Raw genomic sequence first — 26,284 nt, 5'->3', positions numbered from 1 at the left:
ATGCGACGGCCTATCCTGCCCGGTGATATCACCAGCACCGCCCGCGCGTTGCTGGCGGTGGCCCCGGCCGAACGGCGCGTGCTGTGCGAGCGGATCTTTGCCGGGGCCGGGCAGGCGTCGTGCCATCTGCGCCGCCACCGGCAGCTCTGCCCGAATTGGGGCGATGGCTCCCTGAGTGCCGCGGCACGAAAGTTCGTGCTGGCGGATGAGCCGTTCTATGACGCGCCGCAGTATCTGTCCTGCACGCGGCTGGTGCTGGCCCAATTGGCGCGGCATGTCAGGCATGATCCTGAGTGATCCAGTGCCAAGCTGGGTTGACGCCACCGGTGGTGGCTTTTGTGATGGCCGAGGGTTTGAGAGTGCCGGCGTAAGCCGTCAGCACGACGATATTCCCGGCCGCACATAGGTTGTGCGAATGAGCGCGTGACCTGATCTTGCGCCGGATTTGCAGAAAAAACAAAGGGCTGGCCGATCATATTCACTGAACAAAGGTGAATGATCAGCAGATCCGATGTCTCACATCACGGATTTGCGGTTGGCCTTTTTACGCTTACATAGGTAATCTGGTCGCAACACAGGAGGCAGAGCCATGCTTGAGACGCGCCACGCCGTTAGTTCCGTTGATCCCGTTTGGGATCAGATCACCACCGAGGCGCAGGACGCCGTGAGCCGCCAGCCCCTGATGGGTGGGCTGATCCACGCCTGCATCCTGCATCACACATCGCTTGAGAAGGCGCTGTCCTATCGCATTGCAGCCAAGCTCTGCTCAAATGAGATGTCGATGGTGATTCTGCGCGAAATCGTCGACAAGGCCTATGGGGAAAACCCGGATCTGATCGCCGCCGGGCGCGCCGATCTGATGGCGGTCTATGAACGCGATCCCGCCTGCCACCGGCTGTTGCAGCCGATCCTCTACTTCAAGGGCTATCAGGCGGTGCAATGTTACCGTGTAGCCAATTGGCTGTGGCAGCAGGGCGACTATGACCTGTCCTATTTCTTCCAGATGCGGATCTCCGAGATCTTTGGCGTCGATATCCACCCGGCGGCGCGGATTGGCCGGGGCATCATGATCGACCACGCCCATTCCATCGTCATTGGCGAAACCGCTGTGGTTGGCGACAATGTGTCGATGCTGCATTCGGTGACCCTGGGCGGCACCGGCAAGGAAGAGGAAGACCGCCACCCCAAGATTGGCAATGGCGTGCTGATTGGGGCGGGCGCCAAAGTGCTCGGCAATATCAAGGTCGGCCATTGCTCGCGCATCGCCGCAGGCTCCGTGGTGCTGCAGGAGGTGCCGCCGTGCAAGACCGTGGCAGGCGTGCCGGCCAAGATCGTCGGCGAGGCAGGCTGTGATCAACCCTCGGTCAGCATGAATCAGGTGCTGGCGGGCGGCAAGCCGCAGTAAGGCGGCGCTGCGGGGGACCATCGCGGGTGTTGCGAGTGCCGCTACGGGTATACCTGTGAGTATTTTTGGAAAGATGACGATGAAGAGGGGGCGGCGTTGGCTGGCCCCTTTTTTCGTGGGGTAGGGAAGCTGCGGTTTAGGCCATGAACATTATGTCGCCTCAGGGTAGTATGCAATATATACACGTCCTGAGTGTATTGATATCCATAGCGATATGTTGAACGAACCCGAATTGCCAAAGCGCCGGTACGACGGCAAGATCGCGGATCCTGAGCGGTGGTTCGCCTTCACCCCGCGTGCGGGCGATATCGTCGTGTCGACGCCGCCAAAGTCAGGCACGACCTGGACGCAGGCCATTCTGGCCTTGTTGATCTCCGGCGACCCGGAGGTGGATGCCGCGATCTCGCGCAAGGCACCGTGGATTGATGTCACCTCGCCCGAGCAGGATGGAATCATCGCTGATCTGAACGCGCAAACCGGGCGGCGGCAGGTCAAAACCCATACCCCGCTAGATGGGATCCCGTTTTGGTCGGACCTGCGCTATATTACGGTCTTCAGGCATCCAATTGATGCGCATTTTTCCTTTCGCCGCCATGTCGAGAACATGACCGAGGAGGTGCTTCAGGAGGTCTTCCCAAGCGACATTCAGGCGGGGTTTCATCTGTTTTTGGAGGGAGATCATCGCGATGGAGCCAGCCTGATATCCATTGTCGATCACTACCGCAGCGTGTTGGCATTGGGAAATCGGGACAATGTGCTCTGCCTGCACTACGCCGATATGACCCGTGATCTGACGTCAGCCGTCGCCCGGATTGCAGATCATATTGGCCTGTCTTACCCGGCTGCAGTGATGGATACACTGGTGGAAGCGGCGCGATTTTCCAGTATGAAGCGCAACGCAGAGAGATTTGCCGTCTTGGCGCGGCAAGGGTTCTGGCGGAACGATGCTGATTTCTTTGATAGTGCGACATCGCGGAAATGGGTGGGGCGGCTTTCGGAGGCCGATCTTGCAGCTTATGAGGCGCGTATGGCGGAGCTGCTCAGCCCTGAAGAACGGCACTGGTTAGAATATGGCGGTGCCGGGTTGGTGAGGTCTGGTTAGGGCCAACTCTCGGTCAGAAAGAGTGGGGTGCTGGCGCGGCCAGCCGCAGTAGGCGCCGCCGCACTGCGGGGCGGCCATAGGGGCGCTGCGGGTGCCGCCAGGGATGCGTGTGTGAGTATTTCTGGAATGGGGACACGGGAGCAGGGCGGCGTTGGCTGGCCGCTTCTGGGCTGAGGTGGGGACCTGTACGGCCTCCCTTGCAAGGGTCACGGAGTTTCCAGAGCGAGCAGAGCGCTCTCTGGACGAAAGTCATTAATCTTTGGTCAGGCAGGCCTCCTCCGACTGGCCTGACTTTGCCCTGCGCAGCGAATGATTGCCGTTCCCACTGGATTGCTGCCCAATTGCGGACGCCCAATCCCGCCCAATCCGGTGACATTGGAGAGTTGAGAGATTTGCGCGATCATGAAACCTGCCGGGGAACGTGACACGGCAGTTGGTCATTCCGGCGACTTGATCCTTGCGGCAAGGGTGTCCCGCGTATGTCCAGAGAGTTTGCACTGACCGGGGCGCATTCTTTTGCACTGGATCATGGTCACGACTACCTTACCTCCTTTCGGAACGCGCCGGGACTATGGCCGGAAGTTGCTTCGAATGCGCGGCTAAAGGCACTCCGGCTGGAGAACCCAACAGTTTCAGCCACCCGTTTAATGGGCAGATTGGTGTTGCGCAGCAAATCGCCTGCTTTGCGCACCCGGAGACTGCGCAGCAACTCCATCGGCCCTGCGCCATAGGCTACGGCAAATCGTTTGGCAAACGCTGCCCTGCTCATGCCTGCAATGTCAGCGAGTGTCTCCACAGAATACGGTTTACCAGGGTTTTCCAACATCGCGTTCAACGCTTGCCAAAGCATCGGGTCGCGCAATGCAGCCATCCAGCTCAAGGGTTCATCCTGTTCGGAAATTTTCTTGCGCATCATGATGATCAGCGCCTGCATCAACAGCACCCGGATTAGGGCGCGGCTCCCCACACTTGGCTCGCAAACCTCATACATCATCGTGTCAACCAATGTCATGAGGTCGCTGCCGGGTTCGGCGCGCGTTATCAACGGTTCGCGGATCAGATTGACCACATCCGTGGCCCCCATCAGTCCGATGTTGACGTGCGCGCAAAGTGCGATCAGGCGGCTGGTGCTGCCCACACTTTCATCAGGGGCAGATTTGAGAACCTGAGCCAGGTTCAGCGCTGCAGGTTTGCACGACGGTCCGGGCACGATCGTTGTGCCATCATTCGACACTTCGTGGCTATTCAGCGAAGGGATCAAGACCAAACTGCCTTTGGATAATCTTATCGGCGCCTGCCCCCGCATCGTGATTTGGCCCTGACCGCAAAGAATATAATGCAGGGTTACCGCGGCATCCGGTTTGAGGGCGACGTGGCAGGTGCCATGGATCTCACAGACCGCGAATGGTTCCGTTTGGATATCGAGTTGATCGAAAATGTGGTCATAGCTCATCTCGCGAGTCTGGTCGTAATCCTCATTGGCGTCACGTAATTTCTCGTAATCGGTCCAAATCAAGACGGAAAGGCACGCCGACTGTCGCATCAAAGGCCTCTCGACACACCCAAAGAAGGAACGACCTTATGTGCAATTGCGATGATCACGATCATGGTGGCAAGAAATTGTCACGTCGCGCGGCATTGACCACCGGGCTGGCCGGGACTGCAGCGGTTGCTGCCACTGCGCTGTCCGGGACCGCTCACGCGCAAGAAACCGCCAACCCTTATGCCGAACCGGCTGAGCCTGCACTGCCGCCCTCTGATATGAAGCTCGACCTAAGCCGCGCAGCCCTCGTGGTAACCGACCCGCAGAATGATTTTCTGAGCCCCGATGGCGTAACCTGGGGCGTGATTGGTGCGTCCGTTACCGAACTCAACACAGTGGAAAACATTGAAACCCTGTTCCGCACCGCCAAAGAGCATGACATCACGACCGCCGTATCGCCGCATTATTACTTTCCAACTGACCATGGTTGGAAGTTCGAGGGTGCGCTGGAAAAGTTGATGCACAAGATCGGCATGTTTGACCGCAAAGGTCCTTTAAATGTGGAAGGGTTCGAAGGCTCTGGCGCGGACTGGCTTGAGCGGTACAAACCCTATATCAACGACGGCAAGACCATCGTGACCTCGCCCCACAAGATGTACGGCAACGACACCAACGACCTTACGTTGCAACTGCGTAAGCAGGGCGTGGATCAAGTCATCTTGGCAGGTATGTCAGCCAACCTGTGCACGGAATCACATATGCGCGAGTTGATCGAAAACGGTTTCGAAGTCGCCGTTGTCCGGGATGCCACTGCAGCTGCGCAGTTGCCAGAAGGTGATGGATACCTCGCCGCCCTTATTAATTTCCGCTACATCGCCAACGCTGTCTGGAGCACAGAAGAAGCTGTGGCGCAGATCAACGCGGCCGCGACCTAAATCAGCTTTTCGAAGGGCGCTTGCCCTAGGACAGAATTGTGACGTGCCCGCCACCGACTACGCCTGTGGCGGGCACGATTACTGCCCTGTCCGAGCAACCAACGAGAAAACAAATAATAACGGGTGATTGCAAACCTAGGTAGGGAGGACACGTTACGGGTGCTCCTCAACAAGTCTTTCGCCTTGATGTGCAGTTCCAATGACGTCATTGGCATGTGGAAAGGCGAGGTCTCCCCAGCTTACACGCGATATTTGAGGCCCAGCATCAAATGCAAAGCGAGTTTATGGATGCACTCGCAGAGCTGCTGCGCCTGTTGGGTGTGGATCCACCGAGATCCTTGGATGAGCGACATGGTTTGTCCAATATGTCCCACCTTAAACTGCCAAACGTCAGGTGAAACGCTCGCGAACCATTGCTCCGCGATTTTTGAACTTCAGCGATGCCCTACCCAATGCAATTCAGGATCCAACCGATGTCCGGAACGGCGGTATAGTCGGGGTTTCGACCACCATTCTCGATTGGAGCGAATACGAGCGTGGATTGATGTCAACCGCTTCAAATATGATGGTAGGAGTGTATTTGAGACGCATTCCCTCTGATGGCATTAGAATGAGCACCAGATGGAGCACTACTCGAGCGGCGTGAGCGCCAACATTGGTGCAGCCGCAGCGAAAGTCCACATTGTCCGCTGAGCCGTCGCTAGATGTTGTTTGACAGCCGCCACCGCGGCGTAGGGCCGTTTGTGGCGGGCTAATCGCAGTGAGGCAGCCCGTTTTGGGCCGTCGAATGACTGAGGTTGTGACGGGCGCTCTCGTCCCGGAGCTGGCTCCGGTCAACATCCACCATCCAGCGTCACGCGCTACGTCGTCTTGCCCAAAACAGAGCCTTTGAACAAAACACTCAGTCCACTAAAAAAGGACCGGAGTGCTGCCCCGGTCCCTTCCTTTTTCTCGTCCGTTGAGGTGCGGTGGGTCAGGCCAGCATCATCATCGGGTTTTCCAGGTTGTCCTTGATCGCGTTCAAGAGTTCCGCGCCAAGGGCGCCGTCGATGACGCGGTGGTCGACGGACATGGTCACCGACATCACGGTGGCCACAGCCAACTCGCCGTCGGCACCCACAACCGGCTTTTTGACCCCGGCGCCCACGGCAAGGATGCCTGCGTGCGGTGGGTTCACGATGGCGTCGAAATTGTCGATACCGAACATGCCGAGGTTGGAGATCGCGAAGGAGCCGCCCTGATATTCATGCGGCGCGAGCTTGCGGTCGCGGGCGCGTTTGGCGAGGTCTTTCATCTCGGTCGAGAGGGTTGAGAGCGATTTGGTGTCGCTGTCCTGCAGAACCGGGGTGAACAAGCCGCCCTCGATCGCGACGGCAACGGCCACGTCGGAGGATTGCATCTTCAGCACGCGGTCCCCGGCCCAGACAGCATTGGCGTCCGGCACGGCCTGAAGCGCCAGGGCGCAGGCCTTGATGATGAAATCGTTGACCGAGAGTTTGACGCCGCGGGCTTCCAGCTGCTTGTTCAGCTCACCGCGGAATTTCAGCAGCGCATCCAGCTGGATGTCGCGGCGCAGGTAGAAATGCGGCACGGTCTGCTTGGCCTCTGTGAGGCGGGCGGCGATGGTTTTGCGCATGCCGTCGAGTTTGACCTCCTCATAGCTGCGGCCTTCGTACATGCGGGCGACCTGATCGGCGGAGGGGCCTGTGGGGGCTGCGGCGGTGGCGGCCGGGGCGCTGGCGCTCTCGGCCTTGGCTTGCGGTGCTGGAGTCTCTGCAGCCTGGGGTTTGGCGTTCTCGACGTCGGCCTTCACGATGCGGCCACGGGGGCCGGAGCCTGTGAGGGCTGCGAGGTCCAGACCCTTGTCCGCCGCGATGCGGCGGGCCAGAGGTGATGCAAAGATGCGGTTGCCATCGGCGCCCTGCGGGGCTGCGGGCGCGGGTGTTGCGGCCTCCGCCTTGCCGCTGCCTTTCGCAGTAGCGGGCGCCTCGGAGACCCCTTTGGGGGCCGCCTCGTCACCCGCGTCAGCCGCGGGCGCGGCTTCCCCGCCGGAGGCACCCGAAGCGTCGATGTCATCGGCGCTTTCGCCATCTTCCAGCAGCACGGCGATGGGGCTGTTGACCTTCACGCCCTCAGAGCCTTCGGGGATCAGGATCTTGCCAATGGTGCCTTCGTCGACGGCCTCGAACTCCATCGTGGCCTTGTCGGTTTCGATTTCCGCCAGCAAGTCGCCGGAGGCGACAGTGTCGCCTTCCTTCACGAGCCATTTGGCGAGCGTGCCTTCCTCCATTGTGGGAGAGAGGGCGGGCATCAGGATTTCTGTGGGCATCGCTGTCTCTCCTTAACGGTAGGTCACTTGTTTCACCGCTTCGATCACCTCATCGGTGGTGACCAGCGCGTGTTTTTCGAGGTTGGCGGCATAGGGCATGGGCACGTCCTTGCCGGTGCAGGTGATGACGGGGGCATCAAGGTAGTCGAAGGCCTCCTGCATTACCACGGAGGAGATGTAGGAGCCGACGGACCCCTGCGGCCAGCCTTCCTCAACAGTGACCAGACGGTTGGTCTTCATCACTGATTTGATGATGGAGCCAGTGTCCATCGGACGCAGGGTACGCAGGTCGATGACCTCGGCGGAGATGCCATCCTCGGCCAGTTTTTCCGCCGCTTCCAGTGCATAGGTCATGCCAATGCCGAAGGAGACGATGGTGACATCCTCGCCCTTGCGCCAGATCCGGGCCTTGCCAAAGGGCACGGTGTAGTCATCCAGCTTCGGCACATCGAAGGATTTGCCGTAGAGGATCTCATTCTCGAGGAAGATCACCGGGTTGTTGTCGCGGATGGCGGTTTTCATCAGACCTTTGGCGTCGGAGGCGGAGTAGGGCATCGCCACCTTCAGGCCGGGGATCTGCATGTACCAGGCGGCGTAGTCCTGAGAGTGCTGGGCGCCAACGCGGGCGGCAGCACCATTGGGGCCACGGAACACCATGGGCGCGCCCATCTGGCCGCCGGACATATACAGCGTCTTGGCGGCGGAGTTGATGATGTGGTCAATCGCCTGCATGGCGAAGTTGAAGGTCATGAACTCAACAATGGGTCGCAACCCGCCAAAGGCCGCACCAGTGGCGATCCCGGCAAAACCATGTTCGGTGATCGGGGTGTCGATCACGCGCTTGGCGCCGAATTCATCCAAGAGGCCCTGGGAGATCTTGTAGGCGCCCTGATATTCGGCGACTTCCTCGCCCATCAGGAAGACATCATCGTCGCGGCGCATCTCTTCCGCCATGGCGTCGCGCAGCGCTTCGCGCACGGTGGTCTGCACCACCTCGGTGCCCTCGGGCCAGTCGGGGGTGTCATCCACCTCCGGTGCGGCGGGGGCCGCTGCAGCAGCCGCGGTGGTTGCGGGCGCCGAAGGTGCCTCTGCCGCCGGGGCTTCATTGCTGGTCGCCGGGGCCGGGGCGGCATCGGGGTCGTAGCTTTCACCGTCTTCCAGCAACACCGCGATGGGGCTGTTGACCTTCACGTTTTCGGTGCCCTCGGCGATCAGGATCTTGCCGACGGTGCCTTCGTCCACCGCCTCAAACTCCATCGTGGCCTTGTCGGTTTCGATTTCGGCCAGGATATCGCCGGAATTTACGGTATCGCCCTCTTTGACCAGCCATTTGGCCAGGGTGCCTTCCTCCATGGTCGGCGACAGGGCGGGCATCAGGATTTCAGTTGCCATATCGTGTTACGTCCCCTCAGGCGGTTTCTTGCGGCAGTTCATCCGCATAAATATCGGTCCAGAGTTCTTCGAGCGCCGGTTCCGGGCTCTCCTTGGAGAAATCTGCGGATTTGTTGACGATGTCCTTGATCTCTTTGTCGATCGCCTTCAGGTCATCCTCGGTCGCGTGTTTGCCGGTGAGCAGCATATCGCGGACCTGTTCGATGGGATCGCGTTCCTCGCGCATTTTCTGCACCTCTTCGCGGGTGCGGTATTTGGCGGGGTCGGACATGGAGTGACCACGGTAGCGGTAGGTCTTGACCTCAAGGATATAGGGGCCTTTGCCCGCGCGGCAGTGGGCAACGGCGCGTTCGCCGGCCTCTTTCACCGCCAGCACATCCATGCCGTCCACTTCCTCGCCCTTGATGCCGTAGGCTTCGCCGCGTTTCCACAGGGCGGGGGATTTGGTCGACCGCTGCACCGAGGTGCCCATGGCGTATTGGTTGTTTTCAATCACGAAAACCACCGGCAGATCCCAGAGCTGGGCCATGTTATAGGTCTCGTAGACCTGACCCTGGTTGGCCGCGCCATCGCCAAAATAGGCGAAGGTCACGCGGTCGTTGCCTTTGTATTTGTCGGAGAAGGCAAGGCCTGCGCCCAGCGGCACCTGCGCGCCGACGATGCCGTGGCCGCCGTAGAAATGCTTCTCCTTGGAGAACATATGCATCGAGCCGCCCTTACCTTTGGAATAGCCGCCTTCGCGACCGGTAAGTTCCGCCATCACGCCGTTGGGATCCATGCCGCAGGCCAACATATGGCCGTGGTCACGGTAGGAGGTGACGCGTTTGTCGCCGTCCTCTGCAGCGGCCTCAAGGCCCACAACAACCGCTTCCTGACCGATATAGAGGTGGCAGAAGCCGCCAATCAGACCCATGCCATAGAGCTGGCCGGCCTTTTCCTCGAATCGCCGGATCAGCAGCATCTCGCGGTAGTATTCGAGCAGCTCATCAGCAGAAACGTTTGGTTTCTTGACACTTTTTCTCGCAGCCATGGTGGCGGGCTCCCCCTTAAGGCTAGATAGTTTAATGCTAAACTAGTTCATAATGGATTTTGTCACGTCATGCGAGTGTTATTATGACGTGCCGTCACCAGGGGGTAAAGGCGATGGCGGATAGAGGTGGTGACGGTGGGTGAGATGGTGAGCGAGATGGCAGTTTTATGAGGGGATCGAGCTGGGCGCCGCTGTGGAGCTCGCCGGGCAGGGGGCTGCGGTGCCTCATTACGGCAAAACGCCCGCAAGCGGGGCTGCGGGCAGTGGCACATCTTTGATTGTTGTCAACTGAACGTGTGGCTTAGCGGATGACAATCTCATCGGCGCGCAGCAGGCCGAGGACCGAGCGGGCCTGCTCATCCAGAAGATCCAGATCGAGGTAGTTGTCCGACAGCCGGTGGGTGAGATTTTCCATCTGCGCGGTTTCGCGTTTCAGCTGGTCGAGATCCTGACGCAGCGCTTCGGCCTCGGCCTGGATCTCGACCCGCCTGAACAACCCGAAGTCCCCCTGCACAGCGGCAAAGGTGAAATACGCGCTGAGCGCGAATGCAATCGTGGAGAAAACGAATGCGCCCAGAGAGGGCCGGTTGCTTCGGGTCACGGTGGATAGCCTGTATGATCTGCTGCTCAAGTCTTGCGCCGGTTTTCCCAGCGTCTGCAACAATACTGCCACAGGCAACATGGTTTGTGAAAGATGAAAATTGTTAATTTTGAACATTTTCCGATGGAAAATACATCTTGCGCCAGCTGTGGACGGCAGAAGGTTAACGGATGGTTAACGTGATCGGCGGATCGGCAATATCTTAACGGTTTGGAAATATTTCTCAGGAGAGGTGCGGGGACCCGGCGTGGAACCGGGATCCCCTATATGTTGTCAGATCAGCCTTCGAGGGCAGCGACACCGGGCAGGGTCTTGCCTTCCATCCATTCCAGAAAGGCCCCGCCTGCGGTGGAGATATAGGTGAAATCAGCCGCGGCCCCGGCCTGATTGAGGGCGGCCACGGTGTCACCACCGCCCGCTACGCTGACCAGCGCGCCGGATTTGGTGAGGCCGGCGGCCTGTTGTGCTGCGGCATTGGTGGCCGCATCAAAAGGCGCGATCTCAAAGGCGCCCATCGGGCCGTTCCAGATCAGCGTTTTGGAGGCTGAAAGCATATCCGCGACGGCGGCGACGGTCTGCGGACCTGCATCCAGGATCATCGCATCGGCGGGGCAGGCGTCCGCAGCGACGGTTTCATTCTCGGCGCCTGCCTTGAATTCGCGTGCGACCACAACATCGACCGGCAGGAGGATCTTGCAGCCCTTGGCTTCGGCCTTGCTCAGGATCTCGCGGGCGGTGTCGGCCATCTCGTGTTCGCAGAGGGATTTGCCCACGTCGATGCCCTGTGCCGCGAGGAAGGTATTGGCCATGCCGCCGCCGATCACCAGATTGTCGACCTTGCCGACCAGATTGCCCAGAAGTTCCAGCTTGGTCGAGACCTTGGCACCGCCGACAACGGCTGTTACCGGGCGCTGGGGTTGGCCAAGCGCGGCTTCCAGCGCGGTCAATTCGGCCTGCATCAGACGGCCGGCACAGGCAGGCAGCAGACGGGCCAGCGCCTCGGTCGAGGCATGGGCGCGGTGGGCGGCGGAAAACGCATCGTTGCAGTAGATGTCGCCCAGCTTCGCCATCTCTGCCGCCAGATCGGCGTCGTTCTTTTCCTCGCCCGCGTGAAAACGGGTGTTTTCCAGCAACAAGACGCCACCAGCAGGCAGGCCCGCAACCGCGGCCTCGGCCGCTGGGCCGCGGCAATCCGCGACAAAGGTCACCGGCGCGCCAAAGGCGGCCTCAAGTGCTGGCACCAGCGGGCGCAATGACATCTCTGCGACCACCTTGCCCTTGGGGCGGCCAAAATGGGCCAGCAGAATTGGCGTGCCACCGGCGGCGAGGATATCCTTGATCGTGGGGGCGACGCGCTGAATGCGGGTGTCATCGGTGACGCGGCCATCCTCAACCGGGACGTTGATATCGACGCGCACCAGAACGCGTTTGCCTGCCAGGTCCATCGTGTCGAGTGCGGTCCAACCCATGGTCATATCCTTCTTTGGTCTTGGTTTGAGGCGTCGGCTGCGGAAACTGCGCCGCAGGCGGTGTTGGCGCGATGTTTCGGGGCTTTTTGCCGCCCAGTCAATGCTCCGTGACCAAAGCTCCCTTGGCAATTGCGGGCGTGGGCCTTAACTATCGGGCAAATGCAAAGAACAGGAGGGCCACATGGCCGAGATCAAAGACCCCGAAAACACCATCATCATGGAGCTGAAAGACGGCAAGGTGGTGATCGAACTGCTGCCCGACGTGGCCCCTCAGCACAGCGCGCGCATGAAAGAGCTGGCCCGTAGCGGTGAGTATGACAATGTGGCGTTTCACCGGGTGATCGATGGTTTCATGGCGCAGACCGGCGACGTGCAGCACGGTGACATGGAAGACGGGTTCAACCTGCGCATGGCGGGCACCGGTGGCTCTGATCTGCCGAATGTTCCGGCGGAATTCTCCAAGCTGCCGCATGATCGTGGCACGCTGGGTGCGGCGCGGTCGGCCAACCCGGATTCGGCCAACTCGCAGTTCTTCATCAACTTCAAGGACAACCATTTCCTGAACGGTCAGTACACCGTTTATGGCCGTGTGATTGAGGGCATGGAGCATGTCGACGCAATCACCCGTGGCGAGCCGCCTGCGAACCCCGACCGCATGGTCAGCGTCAAGGTGGCGGCAGATGTATAAGCTGGCAGCCGTCTTTGCGCTGATGGCAGGTCCTGCACTGGCCAGCGGTCTGGAGATCGCGGTTGAGGGCGAGGGCGCCAATGGCACCATCCAGATCGACCTGTTTGAGGATGTGGCCCCGAAACATGTCGAGCAGATCACCGCGCTGGCGGCAGAAGGCAAATATGATGGCGTGGTGTTCCACCGCGTGATCGAAGGCTTCATGGCGCAGACCGGTGATGTGGAATTTGGCAAGCTGGGTGGCGATATGCGCCGCGCAGGCATGGGCGGTTCCGAGCGGTCGGACCTGCCGGCTGAATTCTCGGATCTGGAGTTTGATCGTGGTGTGGTCGGCATGGCCCGCTCACAGGATCCCGACAGCGCCAATTCGCAGTTCTTCATCATGTTCGCACCGGGGCATTTCCTCAATGGTCAGTACACCGTCGTGGGCAAGGTGACCGAAGGCATGGATGTGGTTGACGCGATCAAGCGTGGCAGCAGCAGTCAGAACGGCGCCGTTGTGGGCCAGCCTGATGTGATGAAAACGGTCTCTGTAACCGAGTGAGCGTTGGCTCGCGCGGGTCTCCTGATCCGCCTGTGATAGCCTGAACGGCCCGTGCCTTGACTGGTGCGGGCCGTTTTCTGTTTGCCGCCTGTCACGGGCTTGTGCGGTGCATGTGAGGCAAATTTGCGGCAGGCTGTGCCCCTGATTTGGGCCGGGGGACCCATGGGAGACCTCTTGGGGACACAGGGAGGAGGCCTGCGATGTCACAGATGACTGCAACACATACATTCTTCTTGCAAAACAAAGCGGTGGCGGGGCTGTCGCTGCTGTTGATGCTATCCTGGCTGGCGGTGGCCCGTGCGGATCCGGCCATCTGGGCGCGGGAATGGCCGGTCACGGATTTCACGCGCAGCAGCGTGGCCGACTGGGCTGAGATCAAATCCGGTGGTCCGCCGAGAGATGGCATTCCGGCCCTCAGCAATCCGGCGTTTCATCCTGCGGCGCAGGCCAAGGGGCTGAGCCGGGCCGAGCCGGTGGTGGTGCTGGATCTGCCGGGGCAGGCGGCGCGCGCCTATCCGCTGCGCTATCTGATCTGGCATGAAATCGTCAATGATCGGGTGGGCGGTACCCCGGTTGCGGTGACCTATTGCCCCTTGTGCAATTCCGCCATGAGCTTTGACCGGCGGGTGGCGGGGCGCAGCCTGAGCTTTGGCGTCACCGGCAAGCTGCGGCAGTCCGATATGGTGATGTATGACCGCGAGACGGAAAGCTGGTGGCAGCAGGCCACGGGCACCGGCATCGTGGGCGAGATGAACGGGCGGGCGCTGCGGCAGCTGCCGAGCTGGCTGGACAACTGGCAGGGGTTTCGCGCGGCCTATCCAGAGGGGCTGGTGATGGCGGAGCCGCGCCACAATCGCAGCTACGGCCGCAATCCCTATCAGGGCTATGACCGGTCAAACTGGCCGTTTCTTTATGATGGCACGCCGCCACCCCATGGCATCGCGCCGCTGGCGCGTGTGGTGCGGGTGGGGGATCGGGCCTGGCCCTTGGCGCGATTGGCCAAGGTTGGGGAAATCCGCGAGGCGGGTGTAACCCTTAGCTGGCGGTCGGGGCAGGCCTCGGCGCTGGATGCGGGGCATGTCGGCAAGGGGCGCGATGTGGGCTCGGTTCGGGTGCGGGGGCGTGACGACGCAGATTTGCCCCATGATGTGATGTTTGCCTTTGCCTATCACGCCTTCTGGCCCAAGGGTCGCTGGATGCTGGAGTGAGCCGCAGCGCGGCGCTGCGGGTAGACATAAAAAAGGGCGCACCGGCAAAGGCGCGCCCAAGGCCATATTCTGAGAGCGGTAACTGATCAGAACAGGAAATTATCGGTGTCCATCAACTGGTCTACGGTCACGTCTTCAACCACGATCGAGACATTCGCGAAAGTCACGCGCACATCCTCGCCCTGCTGTGAAAACCCCAGCTGGTCGATCCGATTGGCGCCTCGGGTGATTTCGATCACATCTTCGCCGATACGGAAATCGCTGATGGTGTCGCGGCCAGAGCCCCGGGCAAAAACAAAGCTGTCGCCGCCGCTGCCGCCGGTCAGGCGGTCGTGGCCGGACTGACCGATCAGCCGGTCGGCGCCATCGCTGCCAAACAGAATGTCGTGGCCTCGCCCGCCAAGCAGCAGATCGTCGCCGGCATCGCCGCGCATCACATCATGGCCTGCACCGCCGCTCAGCCGGTCGTTGTCGGCGCCGCCGGTCAGCGTATCATTGGCGCGGCCACCAGCCAGGGTATCGCGCCCGTCATCGCCGCTGATCAAATCGCGCCCACGCCCACCGTTGAGGCTGTCGTCGCCCGCGCCGCCATGCAGCGTATCGGCGCCGCTGCCGGCCTTCAGCGTGTCATCGCCGGCGTTGCCGTCGAGGCTGTCGTGGCCGCTGCCGCCGATCAACAGGTCATCGGCATTGTCAGCCGGGCCCACGTCATTGTCGCCGCGCAGCGTGTCATTGCCCGCGCCGCCGATCAGCGTGTCATTGCCGAGGCTGCCGCGCAGATTGTCATCCCCCGCCTTGCCGGAGAGGTGATCATCACCAAGCCCGCCATCCAGGAAATCGTCGTTTTTGCCCCCGGAGAGGCTGTCTTTCCCGGCGCCACCCAGCAGAAAGTCTTTGCCCGCACCGCCGGTGATCGTGTCATCGCCGCCCCGGCCATGGATCATGTCTGAAACGCTGGCGTCATCGGCATTGGTGCTGAGGAGAGCTTCATCCGCGCTGCCGCCTTCCTGAATATGCAGGGTCTGATTGGCGAGCCGCACCGTTTCCACGTCAAAGAGCATGTCACGCCCCCGGGTGGTGGTCAGCAACGCCCCGGCGCTGTCGTCAAAGGTAAAACTGTAGGTCTGGACCCCGTCCCCCAGGATCAACTCATCCTGACCGGCGCCGCCAAAGATGGTGTCATCCCCGCTACCGGCGCGGATGGTGTCATTGCCGGTAAACCCGTTGATCCGTTCGCCGCCGCTCCAGGCCGAGGTGATGATGTCATCCCCGGAGAGCGCCACCGCCAGCAGTGCGTAGAGATCCCCATCAGCAATCATCTGCGAGGGCAGGGTGAAGCCACTTACCGACATGATCAGCGACTGGTCATAAAACAGGCCAAAGCCGTTGAGCGGGCTGTCGGGGCTCAGATTGCCGCTTTCATCAAAGCTGAAGCTGCCCTGAAACACCATGACAAAGGCACCATATTGCACCGCGATCTGGGTGTCCGTGGCGCTGAGAACCGCGACCTTGGTAAAATCGAAGTCACTGAAATCAAACGGCGGCGCCACATTTGACGCAGCCGTGACGAGAAGTTCTGCCATGGTCTGACCTACTGCTTGAATGCCTGACGCATCTTTTCGATGCTTTTGCGATCAGCCTAGGTGGGGGGCTTTGGTCTGGGAAGGTTGTTGTTAATGAAATGTTAACCTTTATGAATCCTGTTGCGCAAATTCTTCACTCCTCAGATCTGCGGCTTTGCTGCCGCCGGGATGAAAAAAGGCGCATCCCATTTTGGGATACGCCAGTGATTTCGGATGGCCAGGGGCCATCAGGTCATAAGAGGCTCAGAACAGGAAGTTGTCCGCATCCTCAATCTGCGCCAGCGTGCTGTTCTCCACCATGATGGTGACGTCGGCAAACGTGATCTGAACAGTGGTGCCTTGGCTGGCGAAGGTCAGATCCTCCATCCCGTCAGCGCCGCGACCGATCTGGATCCGATCCTCGCCAACGGTGAAATCGGTGATGATGTCGGTGCCATAGCCGCGATGGAAGACAAATGTGTCGGCATGGGCGCCACCTGCCAGAGTGTCGTTGCCCTCCTGACCGAAGAGACGGTCCTGACCACCATCGCCATAGATGCGGTCGTTGCCGCGCCCGCCCAAGAGATGATCCCAGCCGGAGTTGCCGCGTAGAACATCGTGACCATCCTGACCGCGCAAAGTGTCGTGACCACCGCCGCCAATCAGTTTGTCACCGTGGGAGCCGCCACTGATGGCATCATTGCCGAGATCGCCGGCCAACCAGTCTCGTCCGGAACCGCCGACAAGGATATCGCGTCCGTCGCCGCCTTTTAATGTGTCGTGGCCCTCGCCGCCCATCAGGTGATCGTCGCCCTCTTCGCCCAGCAGCATATCACGCCCTGAGAGTCCGGCCAAAGTGTCGGCGCCAAGGCCACCCAGCATGATGTCGCTGGGAAGGGTGCTGTCGCGATCACCGCTCATTGAGGTGCTGTTGCTGGTGTCCACGCTCAGGGAAAAACTACGGTTGCTGAACTGCAGCTGTTCGATCGACAGCAGAGTATCTCTCCCGTCGGCTGAGTCGATCCACACACCGCCGTAGACCGAGGAGATGTCCGCCCGACCATAAGTGTCGTGAATGATCAGCCTGTCGGTGCCGTACCCCCCGTGGACGTAGTCGTCGCCGATACCTAGGCTGATGACGTCATCACCGCCATAGGCCAACCAACGATTTCCCTCAACCATATTGGAGGTGATTGTGTCGTCACCTGTGAGAATCGCCGCTTCAAGCGCGGCGCCGCTGCTGGCACTGAAGCGATAGAAGTTCATGGAAAACTCACTGATCGCATAGACCGGTGTACCACCGGAGTTCACCGCCATCGACTCAATCGTCCAAAAATAGGGGGATGCAGCTGAAAAATCCCCAGTCAGCGTGATGCTGGTGCCAGTCGGGCTGGTAAAGAACAGTTGATTGATTGACCGGCTGTTCAGGCTGGCGTCGTCAAAGCCTAGGTCGCTGAGGTTATTCAGCGACAGCGTACCGGTTGGGTCATTTACGGTAAAAATAGCCATTGTCTAAAACATATGTCCTGATTGTGGTGGCGGCAGGCGTAATGCCTGCAAATTTACCTATTCCCTACATTCAGCAACTTATAGGTGCAACGCCTGGTATTTCAGGTCGCGCGTTTTCCCCACGCGACGCTGCGTTCACTTGGCCTGTGTGACTTGGTGGTGTGAATGGATCTGGATACCCATTGCAGCACACAAAAAACGCCGCAGGGTGTGACCTGCGGCGTTTGTCTATTACCGAGTGCCGAAATAGGCAGGCTTGGGATCAGCTGTCGGATTTATGTGCCGCGGTGGCTGCGGAGACAGCGGCTGAGGGGGCCGGTGCCGGGGCTGCGGCGCGGGGCGCTGCGGCTTTGCCGGGGTTCAGCGGGTCATCCTGCCGCTGCACGGAGCCTTCGAAATGGGCGCCGCTCTCAATCGCGATGGTCTTGTGGATGATGTCGCCTTCGACGCGGGCGGTGGAGGTCAGGCGCACCTTGAGGCCACGCACACGGCCGACGATGCGACCGTTGATGACCACGTCATCGGCGGTCACTTCGCCTTTGATGGTGGCGCTCTCACCGATGGTCAGCAGATGGGCGCGGATGTCGCCTTCGACGGTGCCCTCGACCTGGATGTCGCCGGTGGTCTTGAGGTTGCCGGTGATGTGCAGATCCGAGCTGAGCACGGATGCCGGCGGCTTTGCCTTGGGGGCGGTTGCCTTGAAATCGCTGGCGGGCGGAACCGGAGCGGAGGACGGCGCAGGTGCCGCAGGGGTTGCTTCGGCCGCTTTCTGGCCGGGCTCGTTGATTTTGCTCTTAGAAAACATTTCTCGCAGCCTTGATATAGATCATCGGGTTTACGGGGTTGCCATTGACCCGAACCTCATAGTGGAGGTGGGTCCCGGTGGACCGTCCGGTGTTACCCATATCAGCAATGTGATCCCCGCGCGAGACCCTTTGACCGACCTTCACGCGGAGTTTCGAGTTATGGGCATATTTCGTCTCAATGCCAAAGGCATGTTGAATTGTCACAAGTTTTCCGTAGCCCGATTGCCAGCCCGCGTGGGTCACAACCCCATCAGCGGTGGCGAAGATATCGGTGCCGGTGCGACCGGCGAAATCGGAGCCTTTGTGCAGGCGGCGACCACCGGTCTTGGGGTCGCGGCGATAGCCGAAGCCGGAGCTGCGGCGCACCAAATTCATGTTTACCGGCGAGGCAAAGGGCGCCTTCTGTGCGGCCAGCCGATAGAGGTTCAGTTTGTTCATCTGGCGCAGCAGATCATTGGCGCGCAGTTCCTCGCGGGTGGGTTCCTCACCGCGCGTGGACAGGGCTAAAGGGCTGAGCGGACCGCCCTGACCGCTATAGCCGCGCCGCACCTGTTCCAGAATACGGTCGGTGGGCATGCCTGCACTGCGGAACATCTTGTCCAGCGGCGCGACGGAGACTTCCATCGCCTCTTCCAGCTGACGGAAAATCTGGTCGTTGCGTTCATCCAGCAGGCGCAGTTCCAGTTCCAGCGCGTCGCGCTGTTCCAGCGCGGATTGGGCGTTGGCCTCAATCTGGTCGCGCTGTGCGGCGGTTTCGGCCAGCGCGTCGGCCATGAATTCCATCTGAACCGGCGCGCTGACGGCCATCATCTGGGCCGGGCTGTCAGCGGCAGTTTCCTGCTTCAGCGCCGCCAGCGCGTCGCGCGCGGTTTCGCGGTCTTTCATGGTCTGGCGCAGCGTGGTCTGAATCACCTCGATACCGGTTTCCAGCTCGCGACGGCGGGTTTCAGAGGCCAACAACTCCGATTGCATGGAGGAAATCTGTGTCAGAGCAGCGTTGAACCGTTCCTGAGCGGCCAGCGCCTCGGCGGCGCGGTCGTCGCGTTCGCTTGACAGCGCATTGAGCCGGGCGCGGTAGGTCATCTGATCGCGTTTGGCCTGCTCGCGGAAATTGCCTGAGCCGATGCTGTCCATCAGAACGATGGCGGTGGCGACAATGGACCAGGCCACCAAGAGGGCCATGCCCGCAAAGGCGATGAGCTGGGTTTCGGAGCGGAGTCGTATAAAACGTGTGTCAGAGTCGGACTTGAGGAACACACGCCGTTCCGGAAAACGACGTTCGAGAAATGCGTGAATTTTGATTGCCAGACGTGTCCGCACGCTTTGGTCCTTGTCCTGCCCCAGTTGTGGCGCTGCAGTCCCCGGCGCTCCTCCTGCCGGTTCCATATGGCCAGATCCGGTCCCATCGGAGCTGCCCTGTCGCAGTGCCAGGCCGCGTTCGCGCGCCATGGCGAAAGGGAATAGCCAGCCGGATCAGTTTGGGCAAGCCTGTTGACCCAGTGTTCGGCGGGTCCGCGCGGAAACGGCGCGGCAGCTGTGTGGATCGGCCGGGGAATGAGCGAAAAGCCGCCGATATCGGGTGGGTTTGGCCAGATCACGGTGGCGCAGGCGGGGTGTCGGCGGAGGTTAAACAAAACGGCCCGCCCATGATAGGCAGGCCGATTTTATCTGTGACGGGCAAAGGTTTCGCGGCATTTTCGGGGCCTAATTGCGGCCCGCCGGGTTAACGCAAGGCCGGGGGTTTGACCGGGATCTCATCCGCCAGCGGCCAGTAGAAATCCGGTGGGATGCCAGCCTCGGCGCGTTTTTCCTCGTTGAAGGGCGGTTTCAGATGGCCGTGGAAATACCGGCCCACGAGGTCATGAAACACCTCCTTCGGGTCCAGATTGTCGCGTCCACAGAGGAAATGAAACCATTTTGAGCCATAGGCCACATGGCTGACTTCCTCGGCGTAGATCACCTCCAGCGCATCAACCGCCTGGGTGAGCTTTGCCTTGCGGAAGATTTCAATCATGCCGGGGGTGACGTCCAGACCGCGGGCCTCAAGCACCATGGGTACGACAGCGAGGCGGCCCATCAGATCCCCGGCGGTGTCTTCAGCGGCGCGCCACATGCCGGCATGGGCGGGCAGCTCACCGTAATGGCTGCCCAATGCCTCAAGACAGTCGCACATCAGGTTGAAATGTTTGGATTCTTCATCCGCCGCTTTGACCCAATCGTCAAAAAATCCAAGCGGCATCGGCACATGGGAGAACCGCGCGATAATATCCCAATGCAGATCAACCGCGTTCAATTCGATATGGGCGACGGCATGCAGCAGCGCCTTGCGCCCGGCTTCCGATCCCGGGCGGCGGCGGGGGACATCGCGCGGGTTCAGCAGTTCAGGTCTGTCGGGACGCGCGGGGTGCAGCGGCGGGCTGGCGGTTCCGACCTCGATCTTTGCCGCATCACCTGCGCGATAGGCAAACCAGTGCGCGGCATGGCGGCGCGACAGGGCGGTTTTTTCGCGCCCATCGGCGGTGGTCAGTACCTCCTGCGCCATTTGCGCAAGGCTGAGCGGGCTGTCAGGGCTGTCTGGGTGGGTCTGTGCTGCGTCGCTGGTCATCGGTGCGGATCCGTTTTGGCGGTGGGCTGTTGAGTGGGGCTGTTGTTGGCCAGTCCCTGCCACCCGGCGCGCTGCGCTGCAAGCGGATAGGCAGCCCTACGCCCGGTCTATGGGGATATGCAGGGCTGCCGGAATGGGTCATCAGAGCGCCTTGGCGGCCTCCAGCACCTCGGCGACATGGCCATCGACCTTCACCTTGCGCCAGATCTGAGCGATCTTGCCCTCGCCGTCGATGAGAAAGGTCGAGCGTTCGATCCCCCAGTGTTTCTTGCCGTACATGTTCTTTTCTTTCCAGACGCCATAATCCTCGCAGGTGGTGCCATCGGCATCGGAGAGCAGCGGCGTGGTCAGGCTGTGTTTGGCGACAAATTTGTCGTGTTTGGCAACCGGATCCTTCGAGATGCCATAGACCACCGCCCCGGCATCGGCAAAGGCCTGCAGATGCTCGGAAAATCCGATGGATTCCTTGGTGCAGCCCGGAGTATCATCACGGGGGTAAAAGAACAGCACGACGGCCTTGCCGCGCAGCTCCTCCAACGTCACGGTGCCACCGCCATCGCGGGGCAGGTTAAAGGAGGGTGCGGGGTCTGAGGGGGCGAGCATAATTCGAGGTCTCCAAAACGGTTTCGCAGGGTTTGCGTGCCACAGTTAGGCCATCACAGGCAAAGGGAAAGCAAGGATTAAACCAGCCTCACCCACAGCGGTGGATCCTGAACAGGAGCCATCTTCCTCTGCGCCGGTGGATGCCGCGCAAGAACCCGGGCCCAGTGGGGCAGCGGCTGAGGAGGATGTGGCTGTCGCAAAGGCGGTGCCGCCGCCGGAGACTGTGGTGTTTTTCGGCCCGGATGAGGAGGCGCCGGATAAGGAGACGCAGGTGGTGACCTCGGCGCCCGAAGGGGAAGAGGCCGAGGCGGAACGCAGAATGCGGGACGAGGCGGTGCCGGTACCGGGGCCACAGCCGTCCGATGGCATTTCCGCCGGGGACCTTGTCAAACCGGCTGAGGAGGACGCAGACCCAGTGGTGGCAGCTTCAGCGCCACAGCCCGCGTCGAATGCCAGCGCCAAGTCAAAGTCCCGCATTCTGCGCCGGATGCTGCGCAGCGCAACCATCACAGCCGTGGTTCTGGCGATGCTGGCGGGTGCTGTGGTGTTTTTGGGGCTGGGGACGCGGTTTGACGCGCCGGATTGGCTGCGCGACCGGGTGGAGCGGCGAATTGAGCGGCATCTGGGTGGATTGAGCATTGAATTCGGGGCCATTCATCTGGTGGTGAACCGGGGCTGGCGGCCCCGTGTCAGCCTGCGTGATGTGACCCTGCGCGACGAGACCGGCGCGCGGGTGGCGCGGCTGGCGGATGCACAGGCCTCGCTGGCGATGCGGCCGCTGCTGCGCGGTCAGATCCGGCCCAAGACGATTATGCTGAGCGGGCTTTATGGCACCCTCAGGCGGGACAACAGCGGCGGCTTGGCGCTGAGTCTGGCTGAGGGGGAGGCGCCGCTGCGGCAGGCGGCCACCCTGCCAGCGCTGATTGAGCAATGGGACAGCCAGCTGGAGCTGCCGGTGCTGTCGGCACTGATCGCAGTGGAGACCGAGGCGCTGACGCTGCGCTATGAGGATGCGCGTCTGGGGCGGGTCTGGACGCTGGATGGCGGCAGTATTCGCATGAGCCGCAGCGGTCAGGATATCGAGTTGGCAGCCGGGTTCTCATTGCTGAGCGGGCGCGATTATGTTGGCACGGTTGAGGCGAACTACAGCTCCGCGATTGGCGACAAGGCGGCGGAATTTGGCGTGCTGGTCAATTCTGTCGCCAGCAAGGATATCGCCGCACAGAGTGCTGCCCTCGGCTGGTTGGACGTGCTGGACGCGCCGATCTCAGGCTCCCTGCGCGGTGCGATTAGTAGTGTCGGAGCCTTGCTGCCGGTGTCTGCCAGCCTGCAGATTGGCGAGGGGGTGATCCAGCCCACCGCCGCCACCCGCCCGGTGCCGATCACCGGCGCGCAGAGCTATTTCACCTATTTGCCGGACCGCCAGGAGCTGCGCTTTAACGAGCTGTCGGTGAACAGTGGTTGGGGTTCCGGCACGATGGAGGGGCGGGCGCGTCTGATCGGGGTGGAAAACGGCCAGCTAACCGATCTGGTCGGGCAGCTGCGGTTTCAGGACCTGAGCCTCAACCCGGCGAAACTCTATGACACGCCGCTGGATCTGGCGGGGGTGACGGCGGATTTCAAGCTTGAGATGGCACCGTTCCGTCTGCGTCTGGGCCAGATGCTGGTGCGGGACGGTGATACGCGGATCCTGCTGGACGGGGAGATTTCTGCCGGGCAGGCAGGCTGGGACTACGCGCTGAACGGGCGCGCCAATGGCATGTCTGCGGCGCGGCTGAAGGAGGTCTGGCCTGCGGCGGCGCCACCCAAGCCGCGCGAATGGGTGCGCGAGAACCTGCTGGCGGGCTATGCCCGGGATGTGAATTTTGCCATGCGTGGCAGCGGGACAGCGAAACCCTTTGTCTATCTGGATCTGGCGTTTGAGGATGCGGCGGTGAAGTTTCAGAAATCGCTGCCGCCCCTGCGCGAGGCCGCCGGTCAGTTCAGCCTTTATGGCAACCGGTTGGTGGTTATGGCGACGAAGGGCTGGGTGACGGCGGATCAGGGCGGGCGCGTGGATGCGGCGGGCACCTCGTTCATCATTCCGGATACATCGGTGAAGGATGGCGCGCCGGGGATCGCCAGGATTGAGGCTTCGGGGCAGGTGACGGCGGCACTGTCGTTGCTCAACCGTCCGCCGCTGTCGGTGATGGAGAAGGCAGGGTTGCCGGTGGATCTGGCCTCCGGTCGGGTGGCACTGAGCGGCACGCTGTCCTTGCCGCTGCGCAAGGGGGTGACACCTGACGAGATCACCTATCACTACCGCGGGCGCATCCGTGGGGCCGCCAGTGATGTGCTGGTGCCGGGAGAGAGCCTCTCGGCGGAGGTGCTGGGGCTGAGCGGCGATCAGGATCATGTGCAGATCGAAGGGGACGGCGCGCTGTCGGGAGTGCCGGGCAGCCTGATCTGGCGGCAGGCCGTCGGTCCGGCGGCGGAGCGGGCAACTGCGGCAGCGGGTCAGCCACCACCTGTGCGGGTCAACGGCACGATTGAGCTGTCGCAGGCCACGGTTGACGCCCTGCGCATTGGCCTGCCGAAGGGATCGGTTTTTGGTCGCGGTGAGGGCCGCTATGAGGTGGTGATCGACAAGGGGTCTGCGCCAAGGCTGACACTGGAGAGCGATCTGGCCGGGCTTGGCCTGCGGATCCCGGCGCTGAGCTGGCGGCTGAGCGAGGCGGGCACCGGTCGGCTGCAACTGCGCGCGCTGCTGGGAGAGCCGCCGCAGGTGGAGGCGCTGTCGCTAGAGGGGGCGGGGTTGCAGGCCTCTGGCCGTGTCACGCTGGAACCGGGGGGTGGCCTTCGCCGGGCGCTGTTTGACCGGGTGGACTTGCGAGGCTGGTTCCGAGGGGCGGTTGAGCTGGTCGGGCGTGGCGCGCGGGCGCCAGGCATCAACATCCGCAGCGGTGTGCTTGATTTGCGCCGGATGCCGGATGGATCCGGCGGCAGTGGCAGCAGTGGTGGCTCCTCTGGCGGAACGGGGCCAATTACGCTGCAATTGGACCGAATGCAGGTCACCGACAGTATTGCGCTGACTGGTTTTCGCGGCCGGTTTTCCACCACCGGCGGGTTGAACGGTGATTTTACCGCAGCATTGAACGGACAGACCGGCGTCAGCGGTGTCGTGGTGCCAAAGGACGGCGGCTTTGCCACCCGGATCCAGTCAGAAGACGCAGGCGGGGTGTTCCGCGCGGCGGGCGTGCTGCGTCATGGCTCCGGCGGCACCTTTGATATGTCGCTGGTCCCGGCCCCCGGCGCGCCCGGTGAATATGACGGCCAGATCGAGGTGAAGAACACCCGCATCAAAGACGCGCCATCAATGGCGGCGCTGCTCAATGCGGTGAGCGTGGTCGGGCTGATCGATGCGCTGGCGGGGCAGGGCATTCTGTTCACCACGGTGGAAGCCAAGTTCCGGCTGGGCGCGACCCATCTGATTGTCCATGAGAGCAGCGCGGTGGGGCCGTCGATTGGTCTCTCCATGGATGGCAATTACGATCTGGAGCGCAGCGTGCTGAACATGCGGGGGGTGATTTCTCCGATCTATCTGCTCAATGCGGTTGGCCGGGTGTTCACCCGCAAGGGCGAGGGGCTGATTGGCTTTGCCTTCACGTTGAAGGGGGCGGCGGATGATCCGCGCGTACAGGTAAACCCGCTGTCGGGACTGGCACCGGGGATTTTCCGCGAGCTGTTCCGGGGTCCGGCGCCGCGCCTGCCGGGGGAGGAGCCGCCCAGCACCGTGGTGCCACGGGCTGAGCGGGAAAGGCCGCCCTATTCCGTCTCACCCGGCGAAGATCGTTAAGCGAGCTGCATCTTGGTCGGGGGCTGGTTTCGGCACGGCGTTTGGCGGTTTTCTGGACAAAACCTATTGGCCAAGTGCGGCGCAACAGCCTATATCGCAGCTTATGAAACTCAGTGATTTTGACTTCGATCTTCCCGATGACCGCATTGCCACCCGTCCGGCGGTGCCGCGCAGTTCCGCGCGGCTGCTGGTGGCGGAGGGCGACCGTATCAGCGATGCCCGCGTGGCCAATCTGGGCCAGTGGCTGCGGCCCGGCGACCGGCTGGTGCTGAATGACACCAAGGTGATCCCCGCGCGGCTCAGCGGGCTGCGTCACCGCGACACCGCACAGGGGCCGATGGCCGCCAAGGTGGAGGTGACACTGCTGGATCCGGGCGCCGATGGCAGCTGGGCGGCGCTGTTGAAGCCGCTGAAGAAGGTCAAGCTGGGCGAAGAGATCATTTTCTCCGACGCGCTGAGCGCGACATTGGAGCGGATTGAGGATGGGCAGGGGCATCTGGCGTTCAATCTGAGTGGGACCGATTTTGATGCCGCTCTGGCGGAGGCGGGGGCAATGCCGCTGCCGCCTTATATCGCGGCCAAACGGCCTGCAGATGAGCAGGATAAAACCGACTATCAGACGGTCTGGGCGCGCAACTCCGGCGCGGTTGCGGCCCCGACGGCATCCCTGCATTTTGACGACGCGCTGTTGGCGGAATTGCAGGCCAAGGGTGTCGAGATCAGCTATGTGACGCTGCATGTGGGCGCAGGGACCTTCCTGCCGGTGAAGGTGGAGGATGTGACCACCCACCGGATGCATGCCGAATGGGGCCGCGTCAGCGCCGAGGCGGCGGCGGAGATTGCCGCGACCAAGGCGGCAGGCGGGCGGGTGATCCCGGTTGGCACCACGGCGCTGCGTCTGATCGAAAGTGCGGCACAATCGGGTGCGATCCAGCCTTGGGAGGGGGATACGGATATCTTTATCTATCCCGGCTTCACCTTCCATGTGGTCGACGCGCTGATGACGAATTTCCACCTGCCGAAGTCGACGCTGCTGATGTTGGTATCGGCGCTGATGGGGCAGGACAGGATCAGGGCAATTTATGATCATGCCCTGGCAGAGGAATACCGGTTCTTTTCCTATGGCGATGCGTCGCTTTTGATCCCGCCGATGGCGGAGTTGTCACAGACCTGAGGCG

22 protein-coding genes are annotated in these 26,284 nt (G+C 61.5%); 10 read left to right on the top strand and 12 right to left on the bottom strand.

Annotation, left to right across the window (positions count from 1 at the left end; genetic code table 11):
• From phaeop14_RS08265 to phaeop14_RS08255, 3 genes are all read left to right on the top strand, one after another.
• A complete protein-coding gene (locus tag phaeop14_RS08265) occupies positions 1 to 297 on the top strand; it encodes a DUF7742 family protein (RefSeq protein WP_096789254.1) in 297 nt (98 codons plus the stop codon).
• A gap of 292 nt (positions 298 to 589) precedes the next feature.
• Positions 590 to 1,405, top strand: coding sequence for a serine O-acetyltransferase (gene cysE, locus phaeop14_RS08260; RefSeq protein WP_040169387.1), 816 nt, complete (start codon positions 590 to 592; stop codon positions 1,403 to 1,405).
• A 214-nt stretch (positions 1,406 to 1,619) separates the two neighbouring features.
• On the top strand, positions 1,620 to 2,507 hold the full coding sequence (locus phaeop14_RS08255; protein ID WP_096789253.1) for a sulfotransferase domain-containing protein: 888 nt from the start codon (positions 1,620 to 1,622) through the stop codon (positions 2,505 to 2,507).
• Positions 2,508 to 3,045: 538 nt separating this feature from the next.
• On the opposite strand, the gene phaeop14_RS08250 is transcribed toward phaeop14_RS08255, so the two are convergent.
• Entirely contained in the window at positions 3,046 to 4,050 is a 1,005-nt protein-coding gene (locus phaeop14_RS08250; protein ID WP_096789252.1) for a helix-turn-helix domain-containing protein, read from the bottom strand.
• Positions 4,051 to 4,127: 77 nt separating this feature from the next.
• Between phaeop14_RS08250 and phaeop14_RS08245 the strand changes: the two genes are divergently transcribed.
• Together phaeop14_RS08245 and phaeop14_RS20055 are read left to right on the top strand one after the other, a co-directional pair.
• On the top strand, positions 4,128 to 4,925 hold the full coding sequence (locus phaeop14_RS08245; RefSeq protein WP_241770492.1) for a cysteine hydrolase family protein: 798 nt from the start codon (positions 4,128 to 4,130) through the stop codon (positions 4,923 to 4,925).
• A 215-nt stretch (positions 4,926 to 5,140) separates the two neighbouring features.
• Entirely contained in the window at positions 5,141 to 5,323 is a 183-nt protein-coding gene (locus phaeop14_RS20055; protein ID WP_082035017.1) for a ferritin family protein, read from the top strand.
• 575 nt (positions 5,324 to 5,898) lie between these two features.
• Here phaeop14_RS20055 and phaeop14_RS08235 read toward each other — a convergent pair.
• The 5 genes from phaeop14_RS08235 to phaeop14_RS08215 all read right to left on the bottom strand — a co-directional run bounded on the left by phaeop14_RS08235 (position 5,899) and on the right by phaeop14_RS08215 (position 11,746).
• The gene (locus phaeop14_RS08235; protein WP_096789251.1) at positions 5,899 to 7,254 is read right to left on the bottom strand and encodes a pyruvate dehydrogenase complex dihydrolipoamide acetyltransferase; all 1,356 of its coding nucleotides are present in this window, start codon (positions 7,252 to 7,254) and stop codon (positions 5,899 to 5,901) included.
• 12 nt (positions 7,255 to 7,266) lie between these two features.
• Positions 7,267 to 8,646 carry a pyruvate dehydrogenase complex E1 component subunit beta gene (locus phaeop14_RS08230; RefSeq protein WP_096789250.1) on the bottom strand — a complete coding sequence of 460 codons (1,380 nt, stop codon included), beginning with the start codon at positions 8,644 to 8,646 and terminating at the stop codon, positions 7,267 to 7,269.
• Between the two features lie 16 nt (positions 8,647 to 8,662).
• Complete coding sequence (gene pdhA / locus phaeop14_RS08225; protein ID WP_040178651.1) at positions 8,663 to 9,676, bottom strand: pyruvate dehydrogenase (acetyl-transferring) E1 component subunit alpha; 1,014 nt, start codon at positions 9,674 to 9,676, stop codon at positions 8,663 to 8,665.
• Positions 9,677 to 9,977: 301 nt separating this feature from the next.
• On the bottom strand, positions 9,978 to 10,277 hold the full coding sequence (locus tag phaeop14_RS08220; protein ID WP_040169626.1) for an FtsB family cell division protein: 300 nt from the start codon (positions 10,275 to 10,277) through the stop codon (positions 9,978 to 9,980).
• 278 nt (positions 10,278 to 10,555) lie between these two features.
• The gene (locus phaeop14_RS08215) at positions 10,556 to 11,746 is read right to left on the bottom strand and encodes a phosphoglycerate kinase (RefSeq protein ID WP_096790260.1); all 1,191 of its coding nucleotides are present in this window, start codon (positions 11,744 to 11,746) and stop codon (positions 10,556 to 10,558) included.
• A 181-nt stretch (positions 11,747 to 11,927) separates the two neighbouring features.
• Between phaeop14_RS08215 and phaeop14_RS08210 the strand changes: the two genes are divergently transcribed.
• The 3 genes from phaeop14_RS08210 (at position 11,928) to phaeop14_RS08200 (ending at position 14,186) form a co-directional block, all read left to right on the top strand.
• Entirely contained in the window at positions 11,928 to 12,434 is a 507-nt protein-coding gene (locus tag phaeop14_RS08210) for a peptidylprolyl isomerase (protein WP_040169371.1), read from the top strand.
• On the top strand, positions 12,427 to 12,978 hold the full coding sequence (locus phaeop14_RS08205; RefSeq protein ID WP_040178650.1) for a peptidylprolyl isomerase: 552 nt from the start codon (positions 12,427 to 12,429) through the stop codon (positions 12,976 to 12,978). The genes phaeop14_RS08210 and phaeop14_RS08205 overlap by 8 nt, the downstream gene beginning before the upstream one ends.
• Before the next feature lie 200 nt (positions 12,979 to 13,178).
• Positions 13,179 to 14,186: a DUF3179 domain-containing protein gene (locus phaeop14_RS08200; protein ID WP_096789249.1), complete on the top strand. Its 1,008-nt coding sequence runs from the start codon at positions 13,179 to 13,181 to the stop codon at positions 14,184 to 14,186.
• A gap of 86 nt (positions 14,187 to 14,272) precedes the next feature.
• On the opposite strand, the gene phaeop14_RS19975 is transcribed toward phaeop14_RS08200, so the two are convergent.
• The 6 genes from phaeop14_RS19975 to phaeop14_RS08170 form a co-directional block, all read right to left on the bottom strand.
• On the bottom strand, positions 14,273 to 15,769 hold the full coding sequence (locus phaeop14_RS19975) for a calcium-binding protein (protein WP_096789248.1): 1,497 nt from the start codon (positions 15,767 to 15,769) through the stop codon (positions 14,273 to 14,275).
• Positions 15,770 to 16,012: 243 nt separating this feature from the next.
• Entirely contained in the window at positions 16,013 to 17,257 is a 1,245-nt protein-coding gene (locus phaeop14_RS08190; RefSeq protein ID WP_096789247.1) for a calcium-binding protein, read from the bottom strand.
• Between the two features lie 262 nt (positions 17,258 to 17,519).
• Positions 17,520 to 18,062, bottom strand: a complete 543-nt coding sequence (locus phaeop14_RS08185) for a bactofilin family protein (protein WP_040169361.1) — start codon at positions 18,060 to 18,062, stop codon at positions 17,520 to 17,522.
• Positions 18,052 to 19,383, bottom strand: a complete 1,332-nt coding sequence (locus phaeop14_RS08180) for a M23 family metallopeptidase (RefSeq protein ID WP_040169623.1) — start codon at positions 19,381 to 19,383, stop codon at positions 18,052 to 18,054. The genes phaeop14_RS08185 and phaeop14_RS08180 overlap by 11 nt, the downstream gene beginning before the upstream one ends.
• Positions 19,384 to 19,786: 403 nt before the next feature.
• On the bottom strand, positions 19,787 to 20,668 hold the full coding sequence (locus phaeop14_RS08175) for a ferritin-like domain-containing protein (RefSeq protein ID WP_096789246.1): 882 nt from the start codon (positions 20,666 to 20,668) through the stop codon (positions 19,787 to 19,789).
• Positions 20,669 to 20,809: 141 nt separating this feature from the next.
• Positions 20,810 to 21,271 (bottom strand): peroxiredoxin, encoded by a 462-nt coding sequence (locus phaeop14_RS08170; protein WP_040169357.1) that lies wholly within the window; start codon positions 21,269 to 21,271, stop codon positions 20,810 to 20,812.
• Positions 21,272 to 21,371: 100 nt separating this feature from the next.
• On the opposite strand from phaeop14_RS08170, the gene phaeop14_RS08165 reads away from it, so the two are divergent.
• Together phaeop14_RS08165 and queA are read left to right on the top strand one after the other, a co-directional pair.
• Positions 21,372 to 25,106, top strand: coding sequence for a YhdP family protein (locus phaeop14_RS08165; RefSeq protein ID WP_096789245.1), 3,735 nt, complete (start codon positions 21,372 to 21,374; stop codon positions 25,104 to 25,106).
• A gap of 103 nt (positions 25,107 to 25,209) precedes the next feature.
• The gene (queA, locus tag phaeop14_RS08160; RefSeq protein ID WP_096789244.1) at positions 25,210 to 26,280 is read left to right on the top strand and encodes a tRNA preQ1(34) S-adenosylmethionine ribosyltransferase-isomerase QueA; all 1,071 of its coding nucleotides are present in this window, start codon (positions 25,210 to 25,212) and stop codon (positions 26,278 to 26,280) included.
• The last annotated feature ends 4 nt before the right edge of the window (positions 26,281 to 26,284 follow it).

It is taken from the genome of Phaeobacter piscinae (assembly GCF_002407245.1).
Classification (GTDB): domain Bacteria; phylum Pseudomonadota; class Alphaproteobacteria; order Rhodobacterales; family Rhodobacteraceae; genus Phaeobacter; species Phaeobacter piscinae.
This window is presented reverse-complemented; position numbering and strand designations above follow the sequence as displayed.